This window comes from Ilumatobacter sp. (genome assembly GCF_965215205.1).
Taxonomy (GTDB): Bacteria; Actinomycetota; Acidimicrobiia; order Acidimicrobiales; family Ilumatobacteraceae; genus Ilumatobacter_A.
The window spans coordinates 165,317-178,596 of sequence record NZ_OZ244049.1 but is presented as its reverse complement, the minus strand read 5'-3'; the positions used below and the strand labels follow the sequence as shown (position 1 = coordinate 178,596).

Genomic DNA, 13,280 nt, shown 5'->3' with positions numbered 1-13,280 from the left:
CACCCCGCGTGCGACCCTCGTCGCCGTCCGTCGTCGTGGACGGCGCCGTTCGCTCGCCATCGACGGCCACGGGGACGGGAGCGAACCGACGACGACCTGCCCGAGACCGACGTCACGGGTTCAGCCGACCCGAGGTCGGGGTACGACCGTCGTGGTTCATCTGTCTCAGGAGGAGTGGTCCATGCAGAACGACAAAGGTGTCCGCGACCTCGCGAAGATCCTCGCCCCCGACGCGACGATCGTGTCGACGTCGAGCCCCGAGCCCGCGCTCAAGTCGTTGAACGTGGTCGCCATCTTCGACGACGACGAGGCGTCGCGCAGCGCGGTGCTCGCGCTGGAGGGGGTCGAGAACGACGACGCCTCGATCGGTCTCGTCTCGCTCGCCAGCAAGTCCGCCGGCGCCGCCGACGAGCGGCCCGAGGCACGCGCCGCCGGAGTGCAGCCCGAGGACACCGACATCGCCAGCGACACCCTCGGTCGCACCGCGAAGGGAGGGATCATCGGCGCCGTCGTCGGCGCAGCGATCTTCGCGCTCGTCGGGTTCCTGCTCGCCGAGGGCGGCGTGATCATCGGCGCCGCGGTCGGCGGTGCGCTGTTCGGTGCGTTCATCGGCGGCGTGTGGGGCGCGTTCGCCCGCTTCGGCGGCAGCGACGCCTACCGCGAGTCGTTCGCCCGCAACGAGGGCGGCATCACCCTGGTGTCGCTGCACACCGACGACGCCGACGAGGCCCGACGCGCTGAGGAGCTGCTCGCTGACGGGTCGCTGTCGGCGCCGATGGTCTTCCGCCGCGATGGCGATCGCGTGTGGTCGGAGAACACGCCGACGTGACGCGACGTGCGCGTCGCCGCCGTTCTCGGTGTCGCCGCCGTGTTTCGTGTCGCCGCCGATGGGCGAGGATCGCACCATGAGCTACGACATCCACATCGGTGACACCGTCTCGTGGAACTGGGGCGATTCGACCGCGAGCGGTGAGGTCACCGAGCGCTTCACGGAGAAGGTGACGCGCACCATCAAGGGGACCGAGGTGACCCGCGACGCCTCCGAGGACGAACCGGCGTACCTCATCGAGCAGGAGGACGGCGATCGGGTGCTGAAGTCGTCGAGCGAGCTCGACAGCTGATCCTCGCCCACCGCCCCGAACGGGGCGGCGCCTGCGTCACGAGCGACCCGGCACCGCCGCCCGGTGGCCGCCCCCGACACCTCGTCTGATCGCCGGACCCGGGTCAGCGGACGTCGGGCCCCACCGGTTCGGTCGCTCGTCGGTCGGCCAGCTGCTCGCTCCGGCGGGCGATGCGCTCCTCGGCTGCCGCCCACCGCCACAGCGCGACGATCGCGAGCGGCAGCGTCGTCGCCATCCCGCCGACCCACATCAGCGAGGCGGCGATGCGCTGGTCGTCGAGCGCGGGGCCCGCCCCGAGGCGGGCGGCGTAGGTGTCGACGAGCGGAGCGCCGGCGGAGATCAGCACCACTCCCAGCAGCGCCGACCCGGCGATGACCCCGAACACCGCGGCGACGCGCCCGACGCCGTCGACGCGGCCGCGCCCGCCGACGACGGACCACAGCAGGACCGCGGAGCCGAGGTAGGCGGCGTGCTCGGCGTGGTGCACCGCCGTCGATCGCAGAGCGAGGTCGTACACACCGGTCAGGTGGGTGATCACGAGGGTCCCGACGAACGCACCGCCCGCGACGATCGGGCCGACGTCGCGCCACCACCGGCCGACGCGCCGCTCGACGTCGGTGGCCCGCACCCGCCGACCGCGCGCCCTCAGACCCCGGCGCAGCGTCGTGACGGGCGTCGCCCACGCCAGCGCCGGCGCGGCGATCGAGATCAGCAGGAGGTGCTGCAGCATGTGGCCGGTGAAGGTGCGTGCCGCGACGGACTCGACGGGCGGCGACAGCGCGACGAGGACGGCGATCGAACCGACCCCCCACGACGCGAGCGAGCGCAGCGGGCGGGCGGCCGCCTCCCACGCCCATGCGTACGTCGCGCCGGCTGCGAGCACCACGGCGAGGAGGGCGACGTGGTCGACGAGGCCCGCGTGCGCGATCACGTGTCGCTGTCGCGGACGAGGAGCAGGACCTGCGAGGCGACGATCGCGACCCCACCCATCGACATCCACGATCCCAACGGGATCCCGAGCACGATCGCGGTCGCGCCGATCGCGAGCGCCAGCGGACGCAGGCTCGCGGTCGGGTACACCCCGACGATCCCGGTGAGGTCGCTCGCGTCGACCTCGGCGCGATCCTCGATCCGGCTCCCGTGGCGACGTCGCCAGTCCCACGTCCACCCGGCGACGAGGCCGCCGAGGCCGGTCGCCATCAGCAGCGCCGACACCCCGGCCGGATCCCCGCCGACGACCGCGTAGACGACGCCGATCACGACGAAGTACACCGTCACCCCGGTCCACAGGATCGCCTCGAGCCTCACCGCCCGTCACCGCCCTGGAGCGGGGGATCGCGATCGGCGTCGTGGCCGGGCTCGGCGCGATCGCCGTCGGAGTCCGCCTGGCCCTCCGCGGTGGCCTCGTCGGGCAGCGCGGGCTCGTCGCCGTCGTGCTTCTCCTCCTCCACCTCCGGGTCCTTCGAGAACTGGTGCAGCGGCAGCCACCGCTCGTCGTGCTCCTGTCGGGCCATCCACGCGTCGACGGTCTCGGCGGCGCCGATCTCGGAGTAGTTGATCCACCGCAGGTCGAACACCGGCCGCTCCGAGCGGATCGGGGGCAGCCACGAGAAGTTGTGCTCCGCCGGCGGCGACGACGTCGCCCACTCGAGCGAGTTCGCGTGCCACGGGTCGGCACCGACCGACGGGGGCCGCCGGAACGACGCGACGACCGCGATCAGGAACGGGATCGTCGAGGCGAAGAGGATCGCGGAGCCGATCGACGAGATCAGGTTGAGCACCTCGAAGCGCTCGATCGGCCGGTAGTCCGCCACTCGGCGCGGCATCCCGTCGCGCCCGAGCACGTGCTGGACGAAGAAGGTGACGTTGAACCCGATCAACAGCGACCAGAAGTGGAGCGAACCGAGCCGCTCCGACAGCAGCCGGCCGGTGACCTTGGGCCACCAGAAGTAGATCCCGGCGAACATCGCGAAGATCACCGTCCCTCCCATCACGTAGTGGAAGTGGGCGACGACGAAGTAGGAGTCGGACAGGTGGAAGTCGAGGGTGGGCGACGCCAGCATCACCCCGGTCACGCCGCCGATGACGAAGGTGACGAGGAAGCCGAGCGCGAACTTCATCGGCGCCTCGAAGCTCAGCGACCCGTTCCACATCGTCCCGATCCAGTTGAACACCTTGACGCCGGTGGGCACCGCGATCAACGCCGACGTCGCCGCGAAGAACGGCAGCACCACCTCGCCGGTGACGAACATGTGGTGCGCCCACACCGACGTCGACAGCGCCCCGATCGCGAGGGTGGCGAGGACGAGGCCCTTGTACCCGAAGACCGGTCGACGCGAGAACACCGGGAGGACCTCGGTCACCACGCCGAAGAACGGCAGGGCGACGATGTACACCTCGGGATGGCCGAAGAACCAGAACAGGTGCTGCCACAAGATCGGCGAGCCGCCCGACACCGGGTCGTAGAAGTGGGTCCCGAACTGGCGGTCGGCCTCGAGCATCAGCAGCGCGCCCGACAGCACCGGGAACGCGAGCAGCACCATGAACGAGGTGATGAACAGGTTCCAGGTGAGGATCGGCATCCGGAACAGCGTCATGCCCGGGGTGCGCATCATCGTCACCGTCGCGATCACGTTGACCGCGGTCAGGGTCCCCGAGGTGCCGGTCAGGATGATCGACACGATCCACATGTCCGCACCGACCTCGGGGCTCGCCTGCGCCCCCGACAGCGGCGGGTAGGCGAACCACCCGAACGACGCGGCACCGCCGTCCGCGACGAACCCCAGCAGCATCACCGCGCCCCCGATCGCGTAGAGCCAGTACGAGAACGCGTTCAGCCGGGGGAACGCGAGGTCGGGCGCGCCGATCTGGAGCGGCACCAGGTAGTTCGCGAGGCCGAAGCCGAACGGGACCGCGAACAGGTACACCATCACGCTGCCGTGGATCGTGAACACGCTGTTGTACGTCGCCTGATCGACGAGCTGGATCCCCGGCTGAGCCAGCTCGACGCGGATCACCGCGGCGAGCGCTCCCCCGACGAGGAGGAAGATCATCGAGGTCACGATGTACGCGATCCCCAGGGCCTTGTGGTCGGTGGTCGTCAGCCACCCCATCACGGTGCGCGGCAGGCCGTGGTGGGTGTCGTGGCCCTCCTCGACCGCGAGGAACTCGTCGATCGACACGAGCCGCCGCTCGTGGTCCATCCCGAGCGTCCGGCGGACCCCGGCGTCGGAGGTGGGGTCGACCGTCGTCACGGCGCTCCCCCGGCCGGTGCCGTCGCGATCGGTTCCGCCGCCCCCGACCCGGCCGCGGTCGCGCCCTGCCGCGACCACGCCCGGAAGTCCTCGGGGGAGAGCACGCTCACCGAGAACTGCATCGTGGCGTGGTCGAGCCCGCAGTACTCCGCGCACACCCCGATGTTCGGGTACTCGCCGACCGAGTCGGCGGCGACGTCGACCTCGAACGACGTGTCGCGGCCGGGGATGATGTCGCGCTTGAAGCGGAACGCCGTGATCCAGAACGAGTGGATGACGTCGAGCGAGGTCATCTCGAAGCGCACCGTGGAACCGGCGGGGAGCACGAGGGTCGGGATGTCGCTCCCGGCGCCGCCGATGATCGTCGTGCCCGACTCGGGGTAGGTGAACTGCCATTGCCACTGGAACGCGACGACCTCCACGACGAGGTCGACCTCGCGCTCGCTCGCGCCGATCTCCTCCTCGGTCACGAACGTCACGACGAGCAGCGCGACGACGACGAGGAACGGGATCACGATGTAGGTGATCTCCATCGGGATGTTGTAGTGCTTCTGGGTCGGCATCTCGTCGCTGCGGCGACGGAACCGCACGACCTGGTAGGTCAGCAGGCCGACGACGAGCAGGGTGACCCCGACGGCGATCCACAGGAACAGGGCCCACACGTCGTCGACGGTCTCCGCCTGCTCCGACAGCGGCGGCGGGAGGGGGCTCGCGGGAGCGGTCCCGAGGATCACGACACCGACCCCTCGCTGCGGGCCGCGTCCGCCGCCTCGACGTCCACCACGTCCGTCGTCGGACCCCCGGCTCGGTGCCCGCGTCCGTCCGCGCCGGCGCTGCCGCCCGGACCGTCCGAGCGCGGGCCGCGCACCGAGTCGCGCTCGGAGATCTCGTCGAAGTGCCCCGGCGCGGCGCCGCCCGCGGTCATCCAGTCCTCCGCGTCGTCGTCGGGAACCTCGTAGCCCCCGCTCGCCGTGCGCGCGACGGGCACCCGCCGCTCGGTCCGCTCGGGGCCGGGCCGGTCGCGCAGCGAGGTGCAGGCCCGACGGGTGACGACGAACGCGATCGGCGGCGCGAGCAGCAGGCAGAGCTGCAGGAACGCGGTGACGTTGCCGACCGAGACGTTGAGCGTCGCCGCGACGACGTCCTGCGCTCCGCCCAGGAACAGCACCGCGACGAACATCGTCGACGCGACCCCGATCGCGGTGCGGTTCGGCGCGTCGCGTGGGCGATCGAGGAGGTGGTGGTCGCGATCGTCACCGGTCAGCCTCCGCTCGATCCACGGCACGGCGTAGAGGCCGCCGAAGATCAGGCCCGGGACGACGACCCCCGAGAGCACGATGTTGTTCACCACGTAGCCGCCGACGCGGATCTCCCACGGCGGGAACAGGCGCAGCGACCCCTCGAGGAAGCCGATGTACCAGTCGGGCTGCGCGAAGGAGGTCGCGGCCGCCGTGTCGTAGGGGCCGTAGAGCCAGACCGGGTTGATCTCGAAGATCGCCCCCATCGCGGTGATCACCGCGGCCGTCAGGAACAGCAGGCCGATCGACGACATCGCGAACGACGGCCACACCCGCTCGCCGACGACGTTGCGCTCCGTGCGGCCCGGCCCGCGGAACTGGGTGTGCTTCTGGCGCCACACCAGCCCCAGGTGGGCGCCCAGCAGGGCGACGATCCCGGCGGGGATGAGCAGGATGTGCACCGGGTAGAGCCGCCCGATGATGTCGGTGCCGGGCCACTCTCCGCTGAACACGAGGTACGCCAGGCGCTCGCCGACGAAGGGGATCGCGAGGATGATCGCGTTCGTGATCCGCAGCCCGGTGCCCGACAGCAGGTCGTCGGGGAGCGAGTAGCCGGTGAACCCGGCCGCGAGCGACAGCACCAGCAGGGTCATCCCCACGAGCCAGTTGATGTCGCGCGGGCGTCGGAACGCCCCGGTGAAGAAGATCCGGGCGAGGTGCAGCGCGATCGCCGCCATGAACAGCAGCGCCGCCCAGTGGTGCATCTGGCGGATCAGCCGGCCGCCCTTCACCTCGTGCGAGATCCGCATCACCGAGTCGAAGGCGGCCGACACCGGCTGGCCCCGGAGCGGCTCGTACGAGCCCGTGTAGGTGAGCACCTCCTGGCTCCCCTCGAAGAAGAAGGTGAGGTACGTGCCGGTGAGCAGGAGGACGACGAAGCTGTACAGCGCCAGCTCGCCCCACAGGAACGAGAAGTGCGTCGGGAAGACCTTCCGCAGGCTCTTCGTCACGAAGGAGCCGCCGCCGGTCCGCGACGTCACCGAGTCGACGTAGCGCTCGACGAGCAGCTTCGGGGGGCCGTCGCCACGGCCGTCGTCGTCCCCGCGCCGCCGCGCCGTGGGGTCGTCGGCCACCTCGCCCCCGGGCCCGGGGTCGTGGCGATCGCCGTCACCGTCGCGCAGCAGCCGGCCGAGGAGCGACATCAGCCCTCGTCCCAGGTGATCGGTCCGACGGGTCGCTCGAAGTCGGACACCGCGACGAGGAACCCCTCGTCGTCCACGGTGATCGGGAGCTGGGGCAGCGACCGGGGCGCCGGCCCGCCGACCGGTCGGGCCCCGTCGGCCGGGTCGAACACGGACTGGTGGCAGGGGCACACCAGCTGGCGCACGACCTCGGGGGGGCGGTTGTCGGCACCGAACAGCCCGACCGAGCAGCCGGCGTGGGTGCAGATCTTGGAGTACGCGACCCACCCGTCGACCGTGCCGACCTCGCGGGTCCGAGCGGTGAGCAGATCGGGCGGGAGGCGCACCAGCACCACCTGGGAGTCGTCCTGGCCGATCCGGCCGTCCGGGAACACGGTCGCGAGCTGATCGAAGCCCTGCGACGCCACACCGACCGGGGTGCCGTCGACCGTGACGAGGCGCCGCCCGGGTGCCCACCCGGTCCGGTCCCGCTCACCGCGCGGGCGCGGTCCCAGCGACCCGATCGGGCCGACGAACCCCACGGCGAGGCTGAGGAACGACGCGCCGAGGAGGCCGACCAGCAGGGGACGCCTCCCCACCGTCCCCGTCGTCACCTCCACCTGCTCGCGCAGGTCGGCGTCGTCGGTCGGAGTCGTGCGCAATGGCTCGCGCCGCTGCTCGACGTGCTCGTCGAGGTCGAGGTGCTTCGCCCACGAGACGAGCCCGAACCCGATGCCGGCGAGCGACAGCGCGAGGCCGATCCCGAGCAGGGTCTGGGTCTCGCTCGACCAGTAGGCCACCGCCGCCACCAGTCCGCCGACGACGGCGACCGCGAACGACACCACCGCCGCGCGGTACGCACGCTGGTTGACCTCGCCCTCGCCCACCGAGCTCCACCCGTCGGCGGCACGCTCGCCGGCATCGCGCCCCTCGGCATCGCGCCCCTCGGCATCGCGCCCGTCGGCGTCGACCGGGGCGCTCACGTGCCGCGCTCCCGGGTCGTCACCGAGGTCTCTCCCCGGCCGCGCCCGGCTCGTGGCGGGCCGGATCCCTCCCCGGCGGATCCGCCTCCACCCGTCCCCTCGTCGGACGGTCCACCGGGTCGATCGGGATCGGCGTCCGGCGCCGGCTCCTCGCGCTCGTCGAGCGGGTACGACAGGTCGTCGATGTCGTCGCCGTCGAGCGGCCGGTCGCGACCCTCCTTCGGCGATCCGATCCACCGGGTCAGCGCGACGAGCGGGATCAACCCGATGATGAACGCGGCGAGCCCCTCGGCGACCGGTCCGGCCCCGCCGAAGCTCGAGGCGCTCGTCGTGTCCTCGGCGGCGAGCTCCTCCACGTAGGCGGCGATGTCGTCGATGTCGTCGCCCGACAGCGACTCGAAGACGGGCATCGCCCCCGGGCCGACCAGGATGGCCTCGCCGACCTCGACCGGACTCGACGAGACCAGGTTCGGGGCCTCGCGCCCTCCGCCGATCGGCGCCCCCGCCCCCGACGCCACGTGGCACGCCGCGCAGTTCAACCGGTACAGCCGCCCCCCGGACGAGACGTCGCCGCGCGACGCGTCGACGTCGGGGACGTCGGGACCGTCTCCGATCCGCGCGACGTAGGCGACGAGCGCGACGATCTCGGCCTCGGAGTAGCGGATCGGTCCCGATCGCGCCTGGAGGTTCGGGTCCGCCAACGGCATGCGACCGGTGCGCAGGACGAAGTCGGCCGAGTCGCGGCCCTCGGGCTCCAGGCTCGGGCCGCGCTCGTCGACGCCGAGACCGTCGAGGCCGTGGCAGCTCGAGCACTGGGTGGCGTACAGGTCGGCTCCGAGCGCGGCCACCTCGGCATCGCCCTCGACCGACTCACCGGCCTCCCCGTCACCGGCCTCCCCGTCGTCGGGTTCCGCCGCCGCCGTCGCGTCGCCCACGGCCCCGACCGCGTCACGGGCCGCGTCGACCGCGGCCGCCGGGTCGGGGGCGAGCAGCGAGGCGATCGCGAGGCCGGAGGCGGCGACGAGCGGCGTCGCCGCGAGCGCACGACGCGTCGCCGTCCTCACCGGATGATCCAGATCGTGACGAAGACCCCGACCCACACGACGTCGACCAGGTGCCAGAACAGCGAGATGCCGTTCGCCCACGGCCCGATCTCGTCGAGGGCCCGGGAGCGGGCGGCGCGCACCTGGAGCAGCACGAGCGCGCCGACCCCGCCTGCGACGTGGGCGGTGTGCAGGCCGGTGAGGCCCCAGTAGATCGACCCGTACGGGTGATCGTCCCAGCGGTGCCCGATGGTCACGTACTCGGCCATCTGGTTCACGAGGAACGCGACCCCGAGGGCGATGGTCGCGACGAGCCGCCGCCTCATCGCGACGACGTCGCGGTGCTCGTAGGCGCGATCGGCCGCGGCGAGCGTGAACGACGACGCCACCAGCGCGATCGTCGCGATGAGCGCGCGCGGGACGTCGAGCTCGACACCGGCCGCGGGCCACGGATCGTTGGTCGCCCGGAGCAGGAAGTACGCGGCGAAGAACGGGGCGAACAGCATCACGTCCGACGCCAGGAACACCACGACGCCGAACTGGCCGGTGGTCCGCGCAGGCGGCGGCCCCGTGCCTCCCGAGCCGACGGTCGCCGTCATGACGAGCAACGTACGGGCGGGCGAGGAGCCTGTCCAGTCCCTGACCGCCTGATGTCGGACCCGAGGCGGTCGTCACCCGCCGAGCGGCCGGCCTCAGGGCCAGCCGGCCAGCATCGCGACGCCGAACAGGGTGAACAGGACCGCGGACGCCCATCGCAGCGCGGCGTCCGGGATGCGGTCGCCGACCATCGTGCCGGCGTAGGCCCCGATCATCCCGCTCGCCACCGCACCCGCCGTGGCCCCCACCCACGTCGCGATCGGGTTGGATCGAGCCGCGAGAGCCGCTGTCGCGATCTGGGTCTTGTCGCCCATCTCGGCCACCGCGATCGTCAGCGCGATCGACGCGACGACGGACGGGGACCGACGGACCCCGGCTCGCTCCGCGTCCGCGTCGCCGTCCCCGTTCCCGTCGACGTCGCGCACGGCCAGGACGGCGAACACGACGAACACGACGCCGCCCACGATCTCGATCGGGCGCTGCGGGAGCGCGGATCCCAGGATGCCCCCGACCGCGGCGGCCACGAGGCCCGCCGCGCCGTAGCCGAGGGTCAGGCCGAGGGCCACCGTGCGCAGCGGGTGCCGAGCGCCGAACCCGAGGGCGAGCAGTTGGGTCTTGTCGCCCAGCTCGGCGACGAAGACGATCCCGAACGCCACCGCGACGGCACCGAGCAGATCGAGCACGGGTGGTGTCTACCGGCCGCGCCGGACCTGCGGCTCGCTCGACGCGATCGGTCGGCGTCGGCGTCGAGGCCGGAGACGCGCGTCGCCGTCCGCCACCCGATGTCGGCGAGCAGGTCGTCGTCGAGGACGGCGCAGCGCAGGTGGTGCCACGACACGAGGGGATGGGTGAGCGGGGCGTCCGACCCGAAGAGCAGCTCGTGCCCGACCCGCTCGGCCGCGTCGGGGAGGAACGCCGCGAGCCACACGCCCGAGGTGTCCAGGGAGAGGCGATCGTGACGACCCGCCAGGTCGACCGCGCCGCTCGAGTCGACCTGAGGTCGGTCCCGGAGCGGACGTGGGTCCGCCCGACGTCGGATCCGGTGCGGTCAGGCGCGGGTGCGACGCTCGCCCCAGTGGTCCATCGCGCCGATGCGGCGGTAGCGCTCCGGGCGGTCGTCGGGGCCGAGAGCATCGGTCGCGAGCCACAACCGCTTGAGCCACCGCACCCGTCCGCTCGCCGCGTCGTCGCGGTAGCGGCGGCGCCCGTGGAGCACGTGGTAGTTGTTCACGAACTGCATCTCACCCGGCTGCAGCAGCATCTCGACGCGGTTCTCCCTCGCCGCCACCAGCTCGTCGTACGCGTCCATCGCCGCACGTTGGGTCGCGGTGAGGCGCGGCGCGTCGTCGTGGCGCTGCGACGCCTCGACGAAGGGCCGGATGTAGCGGACGAACAGGCGGTCGCCCTCGATGCCGGGGTGTCGGGTGAACGCGGGCAGCGAGTACCAGCCGCGGGCGCCGGAGCGCTGCTCGCCACGGAAGTCGTAGGGCAGCGGCTGGTAGAGCGCGGCGGCCAGATCCGGCTCGGCGCGCACGAGCTGGTTGTGGGCGCGCAGCGCGTTGGCGACCATGCTCTCGCCCCCGCTCACCCCCGGGTCGAGGCACAGCAACCCGACCAGGTCCGACCCGTCGCTGTGGAAGGTCAGCGGCTCGCCCCCGATCTCGTTGCCCCTCGCGGTCGGGTCGTCCGACGCCTTGCCCTGGTCGCGGACGTCGCCGAGCAGGTGCCCCTTGGCGTTCTGCGGCCACGGGTCGCCCAGGTGCATCCCGATCCCCCAGTAGATCCACGACGCGTCCTCCGCTCCGAGGCGGTCGACGTCGAGGGCCCCGATGCGCGCGAACCCCCGCCCGTCGACGAGCTCGGAGGCGAGCGCGCGCAAGCGCGCCCGCAGCGTCGGCAGGGGGAAGTCGGTCGCGGTGACGTCGAGCACGTCGGCGCGCACCGATCGGGCGTGGGCGAGAGCGTCGTCCAGCTCGGCGAGGTCGGCGTCGTCGAGGCGCATCGCCCACCGCGTCGGATCGGCGACGTCGTCCGCGGTCCACTCGGCGTGGGTCTCGAGCGGGACCACGCTGCGCTCGGCGTCGATCATCGACATCGCGGTCACCGCCCCGCCGGCGCCGGCGTGGCGCCCCGCACCAGACGGCCCGGGAGGGCATCGGTCTCCTGGCCGCTGCGGTACGTCTCCTCGCCGGCGACGACGGTGTGCAACCACCCGTCGGCGCGCTGCAGGAGTCGCCGCCCCCCGGCGGGCAGGTCGTGGGCCACCTCGGGTCGGTGGAGCCGGAGGCCGTCGAAGTCGACGACGTTGAGGTCGGCGCGGTACCCCGGCGCGAGCACGCCGCGGTCCAGCAGGCCGACCGTGCGCGCGGTGCCCTGGCAGTGGCGCTGCACCAGGAACGGCACCTCGAGGGTGCCGCGCTCGCGGTCGCGACCCCACCACTGCAGCAGCGTCGTCGGGAAGCTGCCGTCGCAGATCGTGCCGACGTGAGCGCCGCCGTCGCCCAGGCCGGGCACCGTGTGCGGGTGCGACAGCATCTCCGCGCACCCGTCGAGGTTCCCGTCGACGTAGTTGAGGAAGGGCAGGTAGAGCATGCCGCGCCCGTCGTCGGAGAGCATCACGTCGAGGGCGAGCTCGGCGGGTGTGGTCCCGTCGCGCTCGGCTCGCGCCGCGATCGAGTCGGACGGTGACGGTTCGTAGTCGGGCTCGGGGCCCATCTCGAAGAGCAGCTCGAACTTGGTCACCAGCGAGCCGCCGAGCTTGTCGCGCTCGCCGGACGCGCGCTCGCGGTGGCGAGCGAGCAGCCGCTCGCGCCGCTCGGGGTCGCGCAGCGCCGCCACCCGCTCGGCGAGCGGACGATCGGCGATCTCGCGGTACACGTCGTTGGTCAGGAACGGGTTGAGGGTGAGCTCGAGGCCGAGGATGAGGCCGACGGCGCGCGCCGCGACCTGGCCGGTCATCTGCAGCCCGTCGGCGTTCGCCGCGCTGATGCGATCGAGGATCGTGCGGAAGTGGTCGGGCAGCATCGGGTTGCGCGCGACCGAGATCGACAGCGGTCGCCCGGAGCGCTCGACCATCTTCCGCAGGGTCGCGAACTCGTCGTCGACGTCGAGGAAGTCCGACACGACCTGCAGGACCCCGGTCCCGGCCGCGCCGACGCCCTCCGCGATGCCGATCAGCTCGTCGGGGGCGGCGGTGAGCGTCGGGGTGTAGGCACCCCTCGACGTCTTGTGGTTGCGGGTGCGGCTGGTGGTGAACCCGAGCGCTCCCGCCTCGATCCCCGCCCGGGCGAGCTCGGCCATCGCGGCGATGTCGTCGGGGGTCGCGTCCTCGTGGTTCGCTCCCCGCTCGCCCATCACGTTGAGCCGCAGGGCGCCGTGGGGGACCTGGGCGGCGACGTCGACGTCGTGGGGGCGCGCGTCGACGGCGTCCATGAACTCGGCGAACGAGTTCCAGTTCCACGACAGACCCTCGTGGAGCGCGGCACCGGGGATGTCCTCCACCCCCTCCATCAGCTCGATGAGGGTGTCGTGGTCGTCGTCGGCCACCGGCGCGAAGCCGACCCCGCAGTTGCCCATCACGACGGTGGTGACGCCGTGCCACGAGGAGGGCTGCATCCGCTCCTCCCAGGTCGCCTGCCCGTCGTAGTGGGCGTGGATGTCGACGATGCCGGGGATCACGAGCGCCCCGTCCGCGTCGATCTCGCGATCGGCCGAACCGGTCACCCGGCCGACCTCCACGACGACGCCGTCACGGACCGCGACGTCGGCGGATCTCGCCGCGGACCCCGTCCCGTCCACGACGCTGCCACCACGGACCACCAGGTCGAACTCGCTCATGTGAACATGTTCCCACGATCCGGCGT

At 72.4% G+C, this 13,280-nt stretch carries 13 protein-coding genes; 2 read left to right on the top strand and 11 right to left on the bottom strand.

Translation table 11 applies throughout. The annotated features are described in order from the left end of the window. The first annotated feature begins 181 nt into the window (after positions 1 to 181). The gene (locus tag ACOOHC_RS01040) at positions 182 to 829 is read left to right on the top strand and encodes a hypothetical protein (RefSeq protein WP_420452154.1); all 648 of its coding nucleotides are present in this window, start codon (positions 182 to 184) and stop codon (positions 827 to 829) included. Between the two features lie 76 nt (positions 830 to 905). Beyond that, on the top strand, positions 906 to 1,121 hold the full coding sequence (locus tag ACOOHC_RS01035) for a DUF2945 domain-containing protein (RefSeq protein WP_420452153.1): 216 nt from the start codon (positions 906 to 908) through the stop codon (positions 1,119 to 1,121). Between the two features lie 103 nt (positions 1,122 to 1,224). Here the strand turns inward: ACOOHC_RS01035 and ACOOHC_RS01030 are convergent, their stop codons facing one another. From ACOOHC_RS01030 to ACOOHC_RS00980, 11 genes are all read right to left on the bottom strand, one after another. Next, positions 1,225 to 2,052, bottom strand: coding sequence for a cytochrome c oxidase assembly protein (locus ACOOHC_RS01030; RefSeq protein ID WP_420452152.1), 828 nt, complete (start codon positions 2,050 to 2,052; stop codon positions 1,225 to 1,227). After that, the gene (locus ACOOHC_RS01025) at positions 2,049 to 2,429 is read right to left on the bottom strand and encodes a cytochrome c oxidase subunit 4 (protein WP_420452151.1); all 381 of its coding nucleotides are present in this window, start codon (positions 2,427 to 2,429) and stop codon (positions 2,049 to 2,051) included. The genes ACOOHC_RS01030 and ACOOHC_RS01025 overlap by 4 nt, the downstream gene beginning before the upstream one ends. Beyond that, a complete protein-coding gene (gene ctaD / locus ACOOHC_RS01020) occupies positions 2,426 to 4,324 on the bottom strand; it encodes a cytochrome c oxidase subunit I (RefSeq protein WP_420453840.1) in 1,899 nt (632 codons plus the stop codon). The genes ACOOHC_RS01025 and ctaD overlap by 4 nt, the downstream gene beginning before the upstream one ends. Positions 4,325 to 4,371: 47 nt before the next feature. Further along, entirely contained in the window at positions 4,372 to 5,109 is a 738-nt protein-coding gene (gene coxB, locus ACOOHC_RS01015) for a cytochrome c oxidase subunit II (RefSeq protein WP_420452150.1), read from the bottom strand. Next, positions 5,106 to 6,815: a cytochrome b gene (locus ACOOHC_RS01010; RefSeq protein ID WP_420452149.1), complete on the bottom strand. Its 1,710-nt coding sequence runs from the start codon at positions 6,813 to 6,815 to the stop codon at positions 5,106 to 5,108. Before ACOOHC_RS01010 ends, coxB begins: the two co-directional genes overlap by 4 nt. Then, entirely contained in the window at positions 6,815 to 7,777 is a 963-nt protein-coding gene (locus tag ACOOHC_RS01005) for a Rieske 2Fe-2S domain-containing protein (RefSeq protein ID WP_420452148.1), read from the bottom strand. Before ACOOHC_RS01005 ends, ACOOHC_RS01010 begins: the two co-directional genes overlap by 1 nt. Beyond that, a complete protein-coding gene (locus ACOOHC_RS01000) occupies positions 7,774 to 8,841 on the bottom strand; it encodes a c-type cytochrome (RefSeq protein ID WP_420452147.1) in 1,068 nt (355 codons plus the stop codon). The genes ACOOHC_RS01005 and ACOOHC_RS01000 overlap by 4 nt, the downstream gene beginning before the upstream one ends. Further along, complete coding sequence (locus ACOOHC_RS00995) at positions 8,838 to 9,419, bottom strand: cytochrome c oxidase subunit 3 (RefSeq protein WP_420452146.1); 582 nt, start codon at positions 9,417 to 9,419, stop codon at positions 8,838 to 8,840. The genes ACOOHC_RS01000 and ACOOHC_RS00995 overlap by 4 nt, the downstream gene beginning before the upstream one ends. Positions 9,420 to 9,512: 93 nt before the next feature. Beyond that, positions 9,513 to 10,100 (bottom strand): TMEM165/GDT1 family protein, encoded by a 588-nt coding sequence (locus ACOOHC_RS00990; RefSeq protein WP_420452145.1) that lies wholly within the window; start codon positions 10,098 to 10,100, stop codon positions 9,513 to 9,515. Between the two features lie 365 nt (positions 10,101 to 10,465). Further along, the gene (locus ACOOHC_RS00985) at positions 10,466 to 11,512 is read right to left on the bottom strand and encodes a TauD/TfdA family dioxygenase (RefSeq protein WP_420452144.1); all 1,047 of its coding nucleotides are present in this window, start codon (positions 11,510 to 11,512) and stop codon (positions 10,466 to 10,468) included. A 5-nt stretch (positions 11,513 to 11,517) separates the two neighbouring features. Further along, positions 11,518 to 13,254 (bottom strand): N-acyl-D-amino-acid deacylase family protein, encoded by a 1,737-nt coding sequence (locus ACOOHC_RS00980; protein WP_420452143.1) that lies wholly within the window; start codon positions 13,252 to 13,254, stop codon positions 11,518 to 11,520. Positions 13,255 to 13,280 lie beyond the last annotated feature (26 nt).

Excerpts from the sequence above, each read along its gene's own strand:
- ACOOHC_RS01040 (WP_420452154.1), top strand. The coding sequence starts at position 182 with ATGCAGAACGACAAAGGTGTCCGCGACCTCGCGAAGATCCTCGCCCCC.
- ACOOHC_RS00980 (WP_420452143.1), bottom strand. The coding sequence starts at position 13,254 with ATGAGCGAGTTCGACCTGGTGGTCCGTGGTGGCAGCGTCGTGGACGGG.
- ACOOHC_RS01035 (WP_420452153.1), top strand. The coding sequence starts at position 906 with ATGAGCTACGACATCCACATCGGTGACACCGTCTCGTGGAACTGGGGC.
- ACOOHC_RS00985 (WP_420452144.1), bottom strand. The coding sequence starts at position 11,512 with ATGTCGATGATCGACGCCGAGCGCAGCGTGGTCCCGCTCGAGACCCAC.
- ACOOHC_RS01010 (WP_420452149.1), bottom strand. The coding sequence starts at position 6,815 with ATGTCGCTCCTCGGCCGGCTGCTGCGCGACGGTGACGGCGATCGCCAC.
- ctaD (WP_420453840.1), bottom strand. The coding sequence starts at position 4,324 with ATGGACCACGAGCGGCGGCTCGTGTCGATCGACGAGTTCCTCGCGGTC.
- ACOOHC_RS00995 (WP_420452146.1), bottom strand. The coding sequence starts at position 9,419 with ATGACGGCGACCGTCGGCTCGGGAGGCACGGGGCCGCCGCCTGCGCGG.